Raw genomic sequence first — 16,463 nt, 5'->3', positions numbered from 1 at the left:
GCATGTCCAGCGGTGTATGCTTTGTAGAAAGCATTGGATGCGTCGCCCGTTGTCCAGGACACAGTCGTCGCACCACCTCGCGCTCGCCGCCGAGAGGATCCGCCCGTGATGATTACGGAAAGTTTAGTAGTCAGTAGCGCCAGCACCTCAGCACCAATCTTCGCTCTCATCGGAGTAGTGATTGGCGCAGTCATCAGCTCATTGGTTACCTGGCGCACTGCGCGTATGACCGTAACAGCTGCCTTTGAAGGCGAGAAGTACAAACAGCGTTTGGCGATCTACCAAGCATTGTGGGCCCGTACCCAGCAGATTCGAAAGACACCTGAAGACCAAGATCTCACCACGGCTGCGATGGCGACAACGCTAACCAACCTGGACGAATGGTATTTCCAGACAGGCGGCCTCCTGCTCACTGACCAGGCCCGCGCGGCATACTTCTCGTTAGTCGACGCGATCCAATCCACCATAGCGTTGAATACTCCGAATTTGAGCCCTGCTCAATATGAGCGAGTATATGATGCTGCAACCAAGCTTCGAGACATCACGGCGACGGAAGTACGCGGACGTAGCGGAACGCCGTTTACTAGCAAAGCGACTGTCGAGACAGCCAAACCTCTCCATCCTTTCTGAGGGTCTTCTAATGGGACACGAACAAGATCCTTCCGGTCTCATCCCTGTAGGGAACGATTGGGATGCCCTGCGCTGCCAGCTCATGAAGAGGCCGGCAAGACACCGACCTCACACCAACTCGCTCGTCGTTGATGAAGGCCGTTCCATTCCAAGGAAATTCTGAACCAATCTTCGGTACCGCTAATTGCCCGCGCTTGGCGTGAATCGTGGCGCGGATCGATGTCGGGAAGGTGTGGCGCTCCAAATCGACCCATTTGGAGGCTAGATTGAAGGCTGCGTACTTTATAGCAGACTCGCGACAGACACGGTCCACTTCGTCCCACAGATCAACTTGACCAGCACCCGCATGGTCTCGGGAAGAATGCAATACGTTCCACCAGTCTTCCCAAGATGTATCTCCTCTGAGATCCTTGAGGTTGACATTTCGCTTCATGCCTCGCGTCAAAACTGCGAGAGGGTCAACCGCCGCGTCCTGGTCGAGAATACCCAAACTCAAAGTATCAAAGACATGGGCAAGCAGTCGATGCCAGTAGCCTTCTGGCTGATCGACGAATCGACGGAGATCCCAGAAGTTCACGAACGATACCGCGCGCCCAATATCAAGAGTATTCCGCAAAGTACGCAGCCGTTCCTGATAGTCCCTGGTCTCGCTCTCACTAACTCGCAAAGCATCGCTAAAGGCTGATCCATCGGTCAATATCAGCCAGTCTGCGCCCATATGATACGTCTGATAGATCGCCACCGAGAGGGTGTGGAGACGTATCAGAAGGGCGATCTCCGCTAAGTCGAAATCCGTCGGGCCGCCTAGTGTCCGAAAGTCATTCTGATCTTTGAACGGGAAGCCAGGGAAGACGAACAGCAATCTCTCATTCTGATCAATTTTATCTCGAAGGTTATCTGAAAACACATCTAACGGAACGTTTCTTCCATTCGCGGCGTTGCCCAGCATGGGATGAGTGAGTAAAGAGTGTAAACGCGCCAGCGTTTCTTCTCCCGAGTTTCGCGCAACGGCACTCGCATAGCCGCTGAAAACCAATTCTCTTTCGCATGACGACAGGTATTGCAGAGCAACGTCTTCCCACTGAATCGAAACAGGACTCGCGTATATCGGTCGTGGCGGAGCGGGAATGTGCACTGCCGTATCGCGCCCAGGTCCGAACTCGCCGCGCACGAAGTTGGCCAATGTGGCGAGAATCCACTCAGTCGAGGGCATATCCGTCGGGATCTCGTAGTCCGCCGAAAATTCATATCTCCGGGCCAAGTACATCAAACCTGACTGCGAGTCGAAGGCAGTCTCAACGCTGGACACTAGACCTGCAGGTTTCGAGTCGGCTCCTTCTACGAGGAGCTCCAGCTCAGTTCTCTTCGCTGCCGGCGGGACTATCACTATGTTGTTCCTCGTGAGTTCCGGGGTGAACCAAGTCGCGAATTCGTCGATTATCTTGAGCCCGCAGCAATGGCAGAAACCTCTCAATATAGAGGACCAAGGTCGTTGCGAACAGGCCCCGTCCTAAACCCATTGAGTAGCCTTCCGATAGAACCAGCTCGTCTCGCCAGTGAATCTGAAATGCATCCGTAACCGGAAAGTCGCCAGGGCCGCGGATGCCCTGCAATCCTCTGGCGAAATGGATATGCAGCCCCGCTCGGGCTTCTACGCGATCCAGCGAACTCGAGACGGAGACAGTATGCGGAACCTCCCACTCCTCTCGGAGTTCAGGTTCCATGCCCGTTTCGTAGTGCAGTAATAGTTCCTTGACGAGAGGCAGCGCGACATCACTCGCGTCGTCGACCGATTTCCCTAGAAGGATGGCCCCAGCCATCACGGATTCCGCACCGTTCTGGGTCGCTATAAAGTTCGTGGCAAAAGTTCTAGAGATAGTGAAGAAGTCGCTCTGTCCAACTGCCAGAATGGCGCGAAGCAGCTGCGGCACGGGACTGACTGCAAGGAAGAAGGGCACACGACTTTGACCTGGAAAGATTACGTTCAGCGCCTGCAGGCCCCCCTCAGGCCAAGAGCTTGAAAGGTACCTTGCCGTCAATTCAATGTAGCCCTGAGTTTCTAAGTACCTCCTACAGCGATTCTCTAGGCGGCTCAATAGCATCTGAGTGCCTACTCCGCTGTATTCGTCAGCCAGGAGTTCCCGTAGGCCTAATGGAGCGAGGCGGACCGGCGCATGAGTCGGGAAAACGGAAATCTTGCCGTTATTCGACCGTCCGACCCTACCTCTGACCTCAACACCTACTCCGATTTCCAACCCTTCGAATGCATTCCAGACCACTTCTTCGACGGTAGACCGATCAAGGAGGATCTGGATTGATTCACTAACGTCTCTGACCGTGAAGAATCGGACCTTGTTGGAGCGTCGATATGCATTTGTGATGCGTCCATGCAGCACTACGCTCAGATCGGTATCAGGATATAGCTCGTGATGTATTCGAGCATCGCGAGCTAGCGTTACTTCGACGCCCACTACCTGGTCCCCCCAACGTAAGGCGCGCGGAACTCTCAGTCTTTCTTGAAGTCGACCCCCACACCAAACCCTTCCCATAGATCGATGAATTCAGCGACATCCTTGTGCAATGGGTGGGCACGATACTGCTCGATAGCGGTCTCGTCGTCGCCAAGAATCAAGATCGCGTGAGTGAACCCCTCGGCCCATTTATTGGTATTCCGCCCCCAGGTTATGAGGCGCATACCAGGAACATCATCAGCCATTCCGCGGAGTTTATCCATCGCCTCTTCAAGGCGATCGATAGGCGCGTCATCTTTCCACTTGTAGATCGCGATGTGAACAGCGTGTCCACTGATGGGCCTATCCAGTCTTTCTACCATCTTCTCGAAGCACCTTCCTCAACACTATTATAAATCATTTGTGTACGATTGAAGGTTCTAGGTTGGCCAACCCGAATTGCCTCCATGATCGAACCCCCCATAGGAGGATCTTAAGCATCAAGGCTTTTCGTGCTGTGGTCAATGGCTAGACCAGCCTTCACCCGCTCCTCGTCCGCGTGCGGCGCACGGCGTTCAGGAGGCATACCGCCAGGAGCGTGGGCAGTTGACTCAGCTCATCCAGAACGACGAGAGCTGGCCAGCCGACTCCGAGGTCAGGATCAAGCAGTCACGTCAGGCCATCAGGGGCGCATCGACGGCGACGGATCAGGACAGGTTCGTTCGAGTGGAAAGAGTCACCCGAAGGCGTCCGCTGGTCGATCTCGGATCAGACCGAGCGAAGGTCCCTCGCCCGCGCTGGTAGCGGCTCTGTTTAAGGTCGAGCATCGGTCACCGCGTTATCCACAGGCGACGAAAATGTAGTTGTCGAAGCCTAGGAAACTGCGGGAGCCTTGAAGTAGCGCGTCCGGCGCGCCACCTACATCGATCTGCCGTCTGCAGCCACCAGAGCTAAGCGGGCCGAGGATGCAGAAAGAGACACCGGGCGCGCTCACTGAGCCCGCCGTGAGCACGGATTCTGGCCGGCCGACGCAAAACTGGGCATACAGGTGCACTATGAGAGCGCGCGGCACTTGCGCGTACTGTGGTTCTAGACCAGCATCGGGCGATGCTAAGTAGAGTACTTCCTGGCACGGATCGAAAGCGTCTGCTTGAGACGCTCAACGCGACCTGCGCTGGCCTCCAGAACACCCGATCAGCTGGTCACACAATCCGATCTCAGTACGACGCCTATATCGATTGGGCGAACCAGTCAACGCGCATGCTCCGCTCCATGATTAGCGCGGCGGATCTCGATCGCCTAATTCTGACCAGGCGCTACTGGGCGCTGCAAACCATGTTGCCTATGGAAACGGGTGATCCAAAAGGCAGGCTGCTCACGACTGAGGTCGACGAACGCGTACTGATGTTCGAAGATGAGATTCGCGAACTCGCTAAACTCGTCGATCGATGGATGCGTCCCGGCCGCTTCGTAGTCGCTGATACGACCCTCTTCTGCGAGCACGAACAGAAGCTCGAAGCGTTGGATCTTTCGGCTCTGACGAAGGCCTGGGACGAGCCGGTGCATCTTGTGCTACCGATCGTGGTGATCGATGAGCTCGACAGTCTGAAGCGAAGCGGAAAGCCGCACAAGCGTTGGCGGGCCGGCTACACCTTGGCCGTGATCGACCGCGTTCTCGGCGTCGGTGGCTTGGAAGGCCGACTGCACGAAGCCGACCGATCCCCGAGGGAAGACGGAGAATCACCGCGGGGCGCGGTGACGATTGAGCTGGTACTGGATCCTCCGGGGCATAGTCGGCTGCCCATCAACGACGACGAGATCGTTGATCGCGCACAAGCCATCCAGACGCTCGCCGGACGCACCATCAAGTTCATCACCTTCGACACCAGCCAGTCGACTCGCGCGCGAACGGCTGGTCTGGATGTCGTCAAACTCGACACTCCCCGCTCAGCGGAGGAACCGCCACGGACCTGATCGCCAGGACCCGGCTTTCTTCACCCTGCGTCACAGTGGCCGACACGCCACTACATTTGGCGTACCTCGCATCGACGGAGAGTAGTGTGTCTGAACGCTGAACCGTACACCTGGGGGGACGTTCAGCGCTCGGACCGTGAGGCAGACGAAGGTGTGCACCCAGGTGAGTGATCCATTCAGCGACCCAGACGAGCGGATGAGCGATGCCGACTTTGCGTTGGCCCGTCTGACGACTCGCACCTACATCGGTCGGAGCTTCCCGCTGCGGTTCGATACCTCGCGAGACTTCGGACAGCCTGCGCGGTACGTCAACAAAGTGTTCGATGAGGAGCCGCTCGATGTGGGCGAGTTCGAGTGGGAGGTAGTCACGTTGTCCGAGAGTGCCCGCACCCAAGTCCGACTGATGCTGGCACGCGAGCAAGGCGTCGTCCGTCAGATGGTGGTCCAGAAGGTCAAGACCACTCGGTCGGTCGCGAAACTGGAGACGATCCTCAAGCTCAACCGCGACCAGACAGGCCGCTTCATCAACACCATCAAGCTGCTGGACCAGGTCCCGATCGAGGGTGACGACCGGACTGTCGTCGATGACGACATCCTGCGGGCCGTTATCGAAGATCCGCATGGGATTGAGGAGTTGTACCGCCAGGAGCGCGGGCAGCTGACTCAACTCATCCAGAACGACTCCTCGGCGCGCGACGTCATCGCGCTGGCCCACCGCCGCGAGGAGCTTGCGAACTTCCGCATGCTGCTGGACGAAGACGACCGATTCGACGCCGAGGCCGAACGCGTTGGCGGACCGGAAAAGGTCTGGCAACAGTTCCTCGAGCGGAACCCTTGGGTACTCGGTATCGGCCTGGCCGGTCAGTTGTTGACCTCGTGGGATGACGATCGCCTAGAGCAGGTAGTTGCCGGTCACTCCGTCGCCGGCCCAGGTAAACGTGCCGACGGGATGCTCCGGACAACAGGTGTCATCCGGTCCATGGTGTTCGCCGAGATCAAGCACCACCGGACAGCCCTCCTCGACACCAGGGATTACCGTCCGGGATGCTGGGCGCCGAGCAAGGAACTGGCCGGTGGAGTCACCCAGGTCCAACAGACCGTCTATCGCGCGGTGCAGCAACTCTCAGACAAGTTCGCTGACAAGGATGCTGAGGGCGGGAACCTCGGCACGGACACCTACCTCATCCGCCCGCGCTCGTTCCTGATCGTCGGCCATCTCGGCCAGCTGCTCAGTGGCAACGGCAATGTCATCGACGAGAAGCAGCGCTCGTTTGAGCTGTACCGCCGCAACCTCTACGAGCCGGATATTCTGACCTTCGACGAGCTGCTCGCTCGCGCCGAGTGGTTGCTGTCCGAAGCCGAGGACCAGGCGCAGTAGCTCAGTCGTGAAACGCTCCGGCCTCGCTGACCGACAGTTAGTCGGAGGGGAGGGGGCAGCCGATGCGGTGTCGTTACTATCCGGGGTCTGTTTGCGTCGACCACGCCGGGGAGGTTGACCAAGAGGTCGCAAGGGTACTGCTCCCGCTGTGGCGCGCGGTTACAGCACCGGCCAACGGCACAGCTTCGGTCGAGGGAGATGCACAGTTCCTTGACCGGCTTGATAGCAGCAGGGTGTGGCCGAGGCGGAAATACTCTTGACATATAGCTGCATTCCCCTACCGTCTTCGTGGTGAGCCGCCAGGGGGATCTGCCGCAGGAGATGTCGGACTACGAGCGCAAGCGATGGACAGAACTGCAAGCACACTGGGCGAAGAATCTGAGCCCAGCGCTCTCCTCCCGCCGAAGGCGCGATCAGCGATCAATGTGGCCGGAGCATCGGCGCGCGACGTGACCGCGAAGGCCGGGCGAAAGATCAGCGAGGTGACACCTCAGCCAGTTAAGGACGCTACCGGAGCCACGCTCGACAGCGCCCTGATTCCAGCGCTCAAAGGTGCCGTTCACTTGCTTGAGCTGGTCACCGACTGGACGGCCGAACTCATGGACCCGGAGAAGGTCCTGGCGCACCACCGTGCGAAGGGACGCGAGGTGTCGACCCTGGCGGACCTGCAAGCACTTGATCTCAAGGACCTCGACGAGATCACTCGTCGGATAGTGCTTCAGTGGCGGACTGCCGGAGCTGCCGAGGGCGGCGCTCTCGGCGTGCTTGCACTCGTGCCGGTTGCCGGCGGCGTCACGGCGATCACGCTCGATGTCGTAGTCATGCAGGTGCTCAGTACGGCCATCGCGACTCGCGTGGCGTACGCCTACGGCTTTGACGCAATGGATCCTGATCAGCGGCACCTCATCGATCGGATGGTGCTGCGCGCGTACAAGGAGCAAGCACCGAAGACCCTCGCCGTCCGCGAAGCATCATCGGCCTTCAACGCCGGCCTTGGTCGCAAGAACTGGAGCAAGAAGCTTCGTGAAGACCATCGTCTGATGGCGGCGGTCGAGAAGCTGCTCAAGCAGTTCGCCAACGGTCAGCGTGTGCCGGTCGAGAAGGCCACGAAGTTCATGCCCGTTGTCGCGGTAGTAGCCGGCGCGGGAACCAACGCCTACGTTCTCGGTGATGTGGCTAAGCAGGCCGCCCTGTACGCACAGACGAGCCTTCTGTCGGAGAAGTATGCTCTCCCGATGCCTCCGAACCTCCGGAACTCAGCCGAGACTCCCTGATCCGAGAGGCCAATGCACCATTTCGAGCCCGGCCCATGAGGTGCGTGAAGGTTGCCCAGGCGACAGTTCACACAGTGGCAGCGTCTATGAGCGCAATTTGGGAGACACGGCGGTCGCGGTCAAAGCCTGTCGAGAGCTCCGGCTGGAGAGGTTCGTCGGTGAAGGGCTGCTCATCCTCGGTCACCATGCCAAGCTGGATAAGCAGGCTCGACAAGTACGGCGGCGCAGACCTCACACCAACCAGATTCATCGCCGGTGCGCCGCCTTGCGTCTAGTACCACGAACGCATCGCTTCGGCGAGGTCATCCTCCTTGTGTGGAGGCGTCTGGCCAACGCATCGCGCTAGACAGCCGAGCGGGTTACAGTCATCCTCGATCATCTGCCGGGGCGTCTCCCTCGGATTTTCATCGATGCACCGTTCGACATGATGGACCGTCGTCAGGGTGACGCCGTTTCTCGTGGGCGAGTAGTCAGCCAGGCAGCAGGCCGAGCCGCCCGGCTGGGACTCAGTGAGCCCGTTGTAGAAGATGTAGCCTGCGCCGGCGCCGGTAGCACGCGCACCAACAACGAGCTGGTCGATCTGGCGCCTCTTGGCTTTCTCGGGTTTGTAGCCCAGCTTGCGATAGGTGTCATCCGGATACTGACGCTTTGCCTGCAGATGAAGACCGGCCAGTTTGCCAGAGCGGCCGCGGATCCACAGCGCCAGATCTGCGCCATAAAGCCGGGACTCGCTGCGTCGATCGATCTCCTTCATCGCAACCGGGAGCGAACCAGGCGCGACGCCGCCGATGATCTGGGACGTTAGGTTCTGAGTCAACGTTTCTTCGTGGGGATCAAGGCCCAAGAGACGGTCACGGACGATACGCTCTCGCGTCATGGCAGCAGCGTTGTTCAGCACGAACTCGAACAGCGACGTGCTCATGCAATCCCCCGGTGCGATCAGCTGGCGGCGTCGAACGCCTGGCGGATTTGCATCGAGACGCGGCCTCGGTCGCTGACTTGATACCCGTTGGCTCGCGCCCACTCCCTCAGAGTGGTGGCGTCAGGGCCAACCTGTGTCCGTCGGACCTTCGCCCCTCGGGAAGTTCTGACGCGCCGGCCAGCCTCGACGTACGGTGAAAGAGCCTTCCGAAGCACCCCGGCGTTCTTGTTGGTGAGGTCGATCTCATACATCTGACCGTCGAGGGCGAAGGCGATGGTCTCGCCTCTACCTTCAGGGATGTCTTGTCCAGTGAGATCGTCGGATAACCGGACTTCCATCCTTTGAGACATTCTTCCTCCCGATCGTTCTTCTTCTCATCGTAGCCTCGTGATTCCGAGGGAAACAACAGCCCCATCCCGGGCGAGATCGACTGACGTTCCAGCGCAGCCCGGTACTCGGACTCACCAATACCACGTGTCACATCCTGCAGTTGCAAAGCCGTTCGGATCGCGCTCCCGAAGACTCGGCCTAGTGCTTCCATCGTTCACAAGCTGAAGTAAAGCCCCGTACCGCTTCGAGCTGAGATCCGGGTCGTATCCATCGCCGAGGCCAAGGGTTTCGCGCTTCATCGCACAAGAAAGAGGTGCGACGCGGAACGGCTGACCGTTCAGATCGAGACGTTTTATATACTTCTTACCAGCTACCTCGAAGGCGATATCTACAAAGAATTCAGATGCGTAGGATCGCGCTGCGAACCACAATGATAGCGTCTCTTTCTGCCCTTTCGCCAGGCTGATTCGGTTCGTCGTGAAGAACGGTGACGCCGTCCCATCTATTCCGGCTACAGCTCCACCACGGGCGATTGGCGCCGGATTATCCATGTTGAAGTTGACGATTTCTGGAGTATCGCCGCCGCCAGCCCCGCGCAGTATAAAGGCAGCGCCAAGAGGCACGTTCTTACTAACCGGGATAGTGCGAATGTCATAGACGGTTACTTCACGATCATTTCTGCCTTCGAGACCCATTTCAAGCATTAGGCCATTAAGGATGTACGCACCTCCTTCAACTTCTCGCATCGCGAAGTCAGTCATATCCTCGAATGCGAGCACCTTCGTCTGGATCAATTGCTGAGCGGCGGTACGCATATGTGACATCTTGTCAATAGGATATGCCAAACCCAACCCTCCATTGAGGCTACCGAGTCCGTAGTTCGTCAAACTGAGAGACTTATCGTCGGACGAAATCTCAGGAGATTCACTGACTGTCGGAGGACCAGCCGACGATCCAGAGCCTTGCCGAACTGCGAGGTTTATCCCGGCAACAAGCAGCGCAACTACGGCAGCCAACGCTCCGAGGAGAAGGGCATTTCGACGGGTTTTACGCTGACTGCGCGAGGCCTCTGGCTCCAGCGGCGACCGGAGTGCGCCGGCCATCTCGCGAAGGGTGTGGACTTGCCGTTCGACAGGCTTCACAAAAGTTGACTCGGCCGACCGGAACCATCCATGCACGGTGCGAGTCTGAGGGTTTCCCAAAAACGCCTCCACACGAGGCGAGTCATCAGATCCTTCGAACTCGGCTCGAAACCTCTCGCGCAGTGTGCCGTCGAGCAAGTTGATCGCCTCGGAGTACCACCGCATGTACTCCACACGAAGTTCATCAACTGCGGCGGCTGCGCCCGGATCGTCGCTCTGCAACTTTCGCGCCTTTGCGATCAAGAGTGGAGCTTTATCGGCAAAGGCGACGAGCTGGTCCCCAATCACCCCGTCATCTTCCATGGAGTCATGTTGTCAGAGCGTGAGACCTCCGTCCACCGCTGACGCTCAACAGCGATGCCACTGCTCACCCGCCGCACAGACTCCGCCCCTTTAAAGAGGTCTTGACGTTGCACCAGTAATCCAGCCCTTCATTGGCCAGAATTGTATCGTGCAGAAGATTCGGTCCTGCGAATATCAGGTTGTAAGTTGTGCCGATGACATCATTTGGTGGCCCGCTAGCGCCCCAGTCCGGTGTTGCCATCGGGACCACTTTCCCGGAGTTTTCATACACGACGAGACGAAAGGCTGACACCCTTGCTACCAAAGCCTTCTTGTCTTTCGTCAGATGTGCCTGCAAGGTGTACTCGAGGAAGCAAGGCTTGTCTGCCGGGCAATCGTCCCAACGGCCAATCATTGTGGCAGTTCCATCGCCGCGAATCGTCAGGTTGGTGTGATGATGGGACCACTCACCAACAAAAGGCGATCCCGCAACAGACGGCTCTTGTGCCGATGCGGCCGGAGTGGGAGGCTGCGAACCTGACGGAGCCGAGCACGACGCTTCAGCGAGGACGAGAGCGAATAGCATCAACGCTGCACCGATTCCGCGCCTCATTTTCATAAGACGGTTCCCAATGACATGAGACGTTGGCCCACTAACTCAGTGCTTACCTGGGGCGGTCGGCCCCAGCCAAGTGCATTCACAGCCCGCGAAACTGCTGGTGTAGACGGGCGTGATCTTCTCGGGATGCGGCACAGTCTCAGGAGTAATACCGAGCAACTTGCCGTCCGCTATCGCAACAGGCGTGTCCCATCCGGTATCAACGAATCCAGGGTATGTGCAGCCCTCGACGCAGCTAGGATGAGCCGTCATTGACCGCATAATCCTCGCGCGAATGTCAGGCTGACGCAGCATGTCCGGCACGCCCCAGTAGTCCCACAACGAATCGTCTTTCCCGTATGCGAGAAGGGCATCAACATCACCCTTCTCCAACAAGTCATAAACCCGTTTGACGAGTGCAGGATTCGCGACTGGCTTACCTCGGTCATCGATCAGCATCGGCCCGGCCGGACGAGGTGGAGTCGAGAGGGCTGGACTAGGTGAGGTTGTGGCCCTCGCAGACGCCGATGTGATCGATGGCCTTGCCTCGGGATGCTCCACGGCCCGCGGCTCGCTCTCGCTGCAACCCACCAGGACCATGAGCGCACAGGTAGCACCAGTTATAGCGATTCGAAAACGCTTCATATTGAGCCCCCTTCGATGCAAAATCTCGCGAGTTGCCGCCCTAACACTTGTCGGTCGGCTTCGATGTAAACCGCGTGACGCCTCCGGAAAGCTTGCCGGTGTACGGGTCGTCTTGGTGTAGCTCTGTGTTCTCAGCCTTGCCCATGGAGCGATATGGACCGATTATGCGAGTGCCTGTGACACCGTCGCGGACAAATGTGATGTCAAGCGTCCAGGAATAATTGTCCTTGCAACTAAGTGCGTCTACGCGGATGAGCGCTGGATGCTGGTCCGTCACAGTGAACGCTGGCCCAAGTGGTTCCGCTACTACAGCCTCGTCACCGTCCTTGCCCTGGGGATTGCCGTTCAATCCGAGGTCAATCAAGGAGTCCTCGTCCAGATCGAGCTGGTAGACGCGCGAGTAGGTATCACCGCAGTCGCCGGTCGGCTTGTAGACCCAAGCCGGCGCAGGCAGGCGCGTTGGATCTCTATGCTGGACCATGTTCATGATCGTGACTGGCTCACCATCTACGCTCGACATAACCATGTACAGATGACCGCGCCGCCAAGATCCCCCGCCGTCTGCGTTAGCCACTGCCGGTCGGATGTCTTCTGTCTCCGCTGGGAACGAGGTGAAGTCTCGCCCACCGGGACTCATGGCCACCTGAGTGCCGCCATCGCATCCACGGATGCGAGGCCACTCGCGGGCAACACAGAACCCGCTCTGGCAGTTTGAGGGGCTAATCGTCCCCTTTGTTGAAGCCGACGACGGATCACCGGAGTCGTGATCGCCGCCGATGATGTTCACTCCGGTGGCGGTCACAGCTGCAATCGCAAGCGCCACAACCGGATACAGCACGCGCCGCTTGCGCCATGACGGCGGCCCTTCAACGGAGCCTCTCACTTGTTCCTGATTTTGCTCAGCACCACCACTCGCCGCTAGTGCTTCAGCTCGCTCCTGATCAATGCCACGCAGATCGGGTAGGGCAGGCGATTGGACTAGACCCGCAACCGCCGTCTCCAGCTCACCCGGGTTCGCTGCTATGTACTGCTGAAGGATGATCTCGGCCATCTGTTTGATCGCCAGCGGCCACTCCGCTCGCGCCCGACTGGCCCTCGTCTGCAACGTGCGGTCTGGGTGCTTCTCTAACCACTCTCGCCGCTGTTCGAGGTGCATCGTCCGAAGCAGCGGCTGATCGAGGATGTTCAGGCTGACAGCCACGCTGTACTGGTAGCGCCGCCGCTTCTGGTCGGGAGTCAGGTCCTCGTTGCTCTCCGGCCGCTCAAGCCGCTTGACCACTCCAGTTAGCGCCTCAACGAGAGACCGCGTTGCCTCGTCAGCGCCGCGGGCCGGTGGAACCCCAAGAGCATCAGCCAGAGGTCGAAGCCGGCCTTGAAGCGATTGATGCAGGTTAGGCCGCTGGACACCCTCGCGCTTCGCCAGGTACTCCAGACAATCTGCAAGGACCCTGCGCAAATCCCCCATATCTTCAACCACTACGGCCCACCCCTGGTTGACGACTCAAAGGCTTGAGCATAGAGCAGTCCAAATAATTTGTCGACTAATTGTTACCTGCATGTTATAACTAAATGCAGAGCTATATATGTCAGAGCAACACCCAACTGCACAAGAATCCTCAAGTTCGGATAAACAACCAGAAGTTCCCGAGACTCGCTATCCAACCGCAGAAGAGTTGGAGGAGTTCGAGTCCCTTCGAACATTTCAGCGCGACATGCAGACTCCAGGCACTAGGGCCCATATCGAGACGTATGCACGCGATCCTAAAAGCCCGACACCCGAGGAAATTAGAGCGGTCGAAACCTATAACCGCGATATGGGATTAGATGGCGTCACGTTCGAGGAGCACTTCGGCTACCCGGACCCCCGTGGTGAGTAGTCCGCAGCCTCTCCGGATCGACCTCTCGGGCAGGACACCGGTTAACATCCTCAGGCACCACACGGACCATTGTTCAGCGGAGGATTGGTCGCGTTGCACCAAAACGGCTGGGTCGCTTCGGACGGCTGATTAAGATCTTTTATAATATTTATCGCGACAAATTGGTACCTATATGTTTGTCCCACACTATTTGGCGGCGGGTCAAACTCCCATTTTGGCGCCGCCACAGGTATCGTCTGGGAATTTTCACCGTACGTCACGACTCTCATGGATCTAACCACTCCGGTCGCTATCTTCTTATCCGTTGAAAGCTGCATATCTAGTGTGGATTCCACATAGCAGTCAGATTTGCTGCTTGTACACGATCCGTACCTATGCGACTGTGTCGCCGTCCCATCCGCTCGGATCGTCAGACTCCCGCCGTGGACGAACCACTCTCCTACAAACGCCGACCCCGCAAGGGGACCTGTGGTGCTCGGTGAAGACGGCTGATCCGCCTCGCTAATACCTAGATGGTCGACCGACGCTACTGGGGGCGCGGACAGTACCCGCGCGTCCTGGGCGACCACGGTCACCTTGCCGTCCACCTCCAGTTTCACACTCGCCGCATCTTCATCGGGCGAGTCGTTAACCAGCATCACTCTGCCCGACCCGACTGGACGTGCAGCTAGCACAGGGGAAGGTGACAGCTTTATCCATCGACTGCCAGCGAGACGCCACTCCGCCGGCTTCGACGACTCTTTTAGCTTGTCGTCACATGTAGCCGACCAGATCACCGCATGTAACTCGCCGTTCCGCTCCCACCAGAGATCAATGGTTCCGACCATTGAATCAACTCCGGCAGTATGCTTCGCCGGGTTTATGACAGACATATCAGTGAAAATCGGATCTGACTTACCGAAAGATCCGAGAGTTACAACTCCTGCCGAGGCGCAAGCATCTGGTGACAATCGTTGCCCTTCGGCTCCAGCGAAGTGAACTTGTCCATCCGACGTACGCGTAACAGCTCCGCCTTCAAAGCTTCTATATTGAACATCGACAAAGCTTTCCGATCCGACGGGAATAGCTGAACCATCCGGCTTATACTGATAGTAGGCGGTGTGCCCATCTCCATCCAACCCAGTAAGGAGCGCTGCACCATCCACACCGGACACAAATACGGGGTAACTGAGCGAGCTTTGCTTAGCGGGGAGGCTCAAAGATAAGCGTACCGGCGCGCGTGTCTCATTCAGGTCGAAGCGAAAAACGGAGTCGGGACCATCTTGATTATCCACCATGGCAACAAGTTGGCTACCCCCGATAGGCGCGAGCGAGCTACAACTTGGACAGGCAAGCTCACGGCTTTCACCATTCGTTGCATCAATCACCAGCAATTTTCGCGCGCTTGGTTCGATTGTTCCCTGTTTCGGATCAATGACAGCAGCTACATATTTCGTATCCAGCGTCCAGACGGCGCCGCGATAATCTTTCATGTAGGCGACTTTCTGCCTGGCCACCTCTCGAGTTCCGTCCATCACGACGAGATCAGATTTCGTGAAATATGAATACCTGAGCGGCTCTGTCACAGATGGATGATCCTGCGCCTTAGAACAGGATACGCCAACCGCTCCAACGCTGATTGTACCAATAAGCGCCACGACCCGCCGATATTCAGCAAGGTTTAGAATTCGCATCGGAGCTCCCTAAATTTCTTGGGGCTCACTACCGTGCCACCCTCGGGACCGTAGCCGAAATTATAGGCGTGCTCATACTCCTTGGCCGCAATCTTTTTGGCCTCTTCCGACGCGCTCACAACATCATGCATGTTCAGCGGGCACGCGACCGGCGCAATACGGAAGGGATGCCCTTCCAGATCGACCTTCTCCACATACTTCTTTCCATTGACCTCATAGAGGATCGAGATGTCGAACTCGGACGCGACACTCGTCGGACGAAAGTACATTAGCAGCGATTCTTTATGTCCCTTTGGAAGGCCGATGCGCTCTACCTCGAAGAAGGGCGGGCCGGGCTCATCCGAGCCTTTCACATCCTGCCTTGCGATGGGCCGATCAGTATCCATGTTGAACTTCATGATTCGCGGCGTGTCGCCGCCGCCGCTGTTGTAGAGGACCATCGCTGTCCCGAGCGGGACTGGCTTACTGGCAGGCCTCACGACAACGTCGTAAATGGTGATCTCACTATCAGCAAGGCCCTCGACTTCGATATCGATCGCCATACCGCGAAGCATGTAGGCCCCTCCCTGTTTAATTTCGCGCAAAGCAACGTTCTGCTCTTTCTCGTACACACCCGCGGCGGTCTTGTTGCTTCTGACGCTCTCGGTGATCTTCGTGAGCTCGGCAGCAACCGTCTTAGCGTGATCGGACTGGTCGCTGGCGTACGCGATTCCCAGCCCACCTCCGAGACTGCCTATTGCGGTAGTGGTCGACCGAATCCAGTCACCGGATCCTTGATCGCCAGTAGCAGCAGCGCCGGGGTCAGAGCTGAAGTTGTCGATCACCGTGGGCACTCCGACGGCAAGTGCTGTGCAGACGACCACGATTCCCGTCGTCGTGAGGAGCGGGTGCCTTCGCCAGAACATCGGCCGGCGGTTCGGACGATCTTGACCACTCGGCGCGTTCAACTCGTCTGCGGGCTGGATGGGATCGCCGGACACCGGCGGTGCGGGCGATTGAGCTATAGCCTTACCCACACGCTCCAGTTCACCCGGATTCGTCGCCATGTATTGCTGAGCGATGACGTCAACCATCTGATTCACAGCCAGCGGCCACTCTTCGCGCGCCCTGCTGACCTTGGTTCGCAAGGTGCGATCCGGATGCTTCTCCAGCCACGCGCGCCGCTGCTCAAGTTGCATCGTCCGGATCGCAGGCTCATTGAAGATGTTCAAGGTGACAGCGACGCAGAGTCGGTAGCGTCGTCGCTTCTGCTCAGGGGTTAGAGGCTCATTGCTCTCCAGTCGTTCAA

15 protein-coding genes are annotated in these 16,463 nt (G+C 58.0%); 4 read left to right on the top strand and 11 right to left on the bottom strand.

Features of this window, described 5'->3' with window-relative positions:
- Positions 1-105 precede the first annotated feature (105 nt).
- A complete protein-coding gene (locus AB0P21_RS20855) occupies positions 106-630 on the top strand; it encodes a hypothetical protein (RefSeq protein WP_363698765.1) in 525 nt (174 codons plus the stop codon).
- Between the two features lie 7 nt (positions 631-637).
- On the opposite strand, the gene AB0P21_RS20850 is transcribed toward AB0P21_RS20855, so the two are convergent.
- The 3 genes from AB0P21_RS20850 to AB0P21_RS20840 all read right to left on the bottom strand — a co-directional run bounded on the left by AB0P21_RS20850 (position 638) and on the right by AB0P21_RS20840 (position 3,463).
- Positions 638-1,813: an L-tyrosine/L-tryptophan isonitrile synthase family protein gene (locus AB0P21_RS20850; protein WP_363698764.1), complete on the bottom strand. Its 1,176-nt coding sequence runs from the start codon at positions 1,811-1,813 to the stop codon at positions 638-640.
- 172 nt (positions 1,814-1,985) lie between these two features.
- A complete protein-coding gene (locus AB0P21_RS20845) occupies positions 1,986-3,101 on the bottom strand; it encodes an OB-fold nucleic acid binding domain-containing protein (RefSeq protein WP_363698763.1) in 1,116 nt (371 codons plus the stop codon).
- A 35-nt stretch (positions 3,102-3,136) separates the two neighbouring features.
- Entirely contained in the window at positions 3,137-3,463 is a 327-nt protein-coding gene (locus AB0P21_RS20840) for a Dabb family protein (protein WP_363698762.1), read from the bottom strand.
- 889 nt (positions 3,464-4,352) lie between these two features.
- On the opposite strand from AB0P21_RS20840, the gene AB0P21_RS20835 reads away from it, so the two are divergent.
- The 3 genes from AB0P21_RS20835 (at position 4,353) to AB0P21_RS20825 (ending at position 7,706) form a co-directional block, all read left to right on the top strand.
- Positions 4,353-5,054, top strand: a complete 702-nt coding sequence (locus tag AB0P21_RS20835) for a PIN domain-containing protein (RefSeq protein ID WP_363698761.1) — start codon at positions 4,353-4,355, stop codon at positions 5,052-5,054.
- Positions 5,055-5,250: 196 nt separating this feature from the next.
- On the top strand, positions 5,251-6,432 hold the full coding sequence (locus AB0P21_RS20830; RefSeq protein WP_363698760.1) for a Shedu immune nuclease family protein: 1,182 nt from the start codon (positions 5,251-5,253) through the stop codon (positions 6,430-6,432).
- 344 nt (positions 6,433-6,776) lie between these two features.
- Positions 6,777-7,706 (top strand): EcsC family protein, encoded by a 930-nt coding sequence (locus tag AB0P21_RS20825; RefSeq protein ID WP_363698759.1) that lies wholly within the window; start codon positions 6,777-6,779, stop codon positions 7,704-7,706.
- A 271-nt stretch (positions 7,707-7,977) separates the two neighbouring features.
- Here the strand turns inward: AB0P21_RS20825 and AB0P21_RS20820 are convergent, their stop codons facing one another.
- The 8 genes from AB0P21_RS20820 to AB0P21_RS20785 all read right to left on the bottom strand — a co-directional run bounded on the left by AB0P21_RS20820 (position 7,978) and on the right by AB0P21_RS20785 (position 16,386).
- Entirely contained in the window at positions 7,978-8,628 is a 651-nt protein-coding gene (locus AB0P21_RS20820) for a DUF6615 family protein (RefSeq protein WP_363698758.1), read from the bottom strand.
- Positions 8,629-8,645: 17 nt separating this feature from the next.
- Complete coding sequence (locus AB0P21_RS20815) at positions 8,646-8,966, bottom strand: Lsr2 family protein (protein WP_363699477.1); 321 nt, start codon at positions 8,964-8,966, stop codon at positions 8,646-8,648.
- A 123-nt stretch (positions 8,967-9,089) separates the two neighbouring features.
- Positions 9,090-10,403 carry a hypothetical protein gene (locus AB0P21_RS20810; protein WP_363698757.1) on the bottom strand — a complete coding sequence of 438 codons (1,314 nt, stop codon included), beginning with the start codon at positions 10,401-10,403 and terminating at the stop codon, positions 9,090-9,092.
- A 64-nt stretch (positions 10,404-10,467) separates the two neighbouring features.
- Positions 10,468-10,968, bottom strand: a complete 501-nt coding sequence (locus tag AB0P21_RS20805; RefSeq protein ID WP_363698756.1) for a hypothetical protein — start codon at positions 10,966-10,968, stop codon at positions 10,468-10,470.
- Between the two features lie 72 nt (positions 10,969-11,040).
- Positions 11,041-11,439 (bottom strand): hypothetical protein, encoded by a 399-nt coding sequence (locus tag AB0P21_RS20800; protein ID WP_363698755.1) that lies wholly within the window; start codon positions 11,437-11,439, stop codon positions 11,041-11,043.
- Between the two features lie 226 nt (positions 11,440-11,665).
- The gene (locus AB0P21_RS20795; RefSeq protein ID WP_363698754.1) at positions 11,666-12,904 is read right to left on the bottom strand and encodes a hypothetical protein; all 1,239 of its coding nucleotides are present in this window, start codon (positions 12,902-12,904) and stop codon (positions 11,666-11,668) included.
- A 648-nt stretch (positions 12,905-13,552) separates the two neighbouring features.
- Positions 13,553-15,175, bottom strand: a complete 1,623-nt coding sequence (locus AB0P21_RS20790; protein ID WP_363698753.1) for a hypothetical protein — start codon at positions 15,173-15,175, stop codon at positions 13,553-13,555.
- Positions 15,163-16,386: a hypothetical protein gene (locus tag AB0P21_RS20785; RefSeq protein ID WP_363698752.1), complete on the bottom strand. Its 1,224-nt coding sequence runs from the start codon at positions 16,384-16,386 to the stop codon at positions 15,163-15,165. Before AB0P21_RS20785 ends, AB0P21_RS20790 begins: the two co-directional genes overlap by 13 nt.
- Between the last annotated feature and the right edge of the window lie 77 nt (positions 16,387-16,463).

The organism is Kribbella sp. NPDC056861, from assembly GCF_040687575.1.
GTDB lineage: Bacteria > Actinomycetota > Actinomycetes > Propionibacteriales > Kribbellaceae > Kribbella.
Note: the sequence above shows the minus strand (reverse complement) of the source record. Positions and strands in the feature narration are given on the sequence as shown.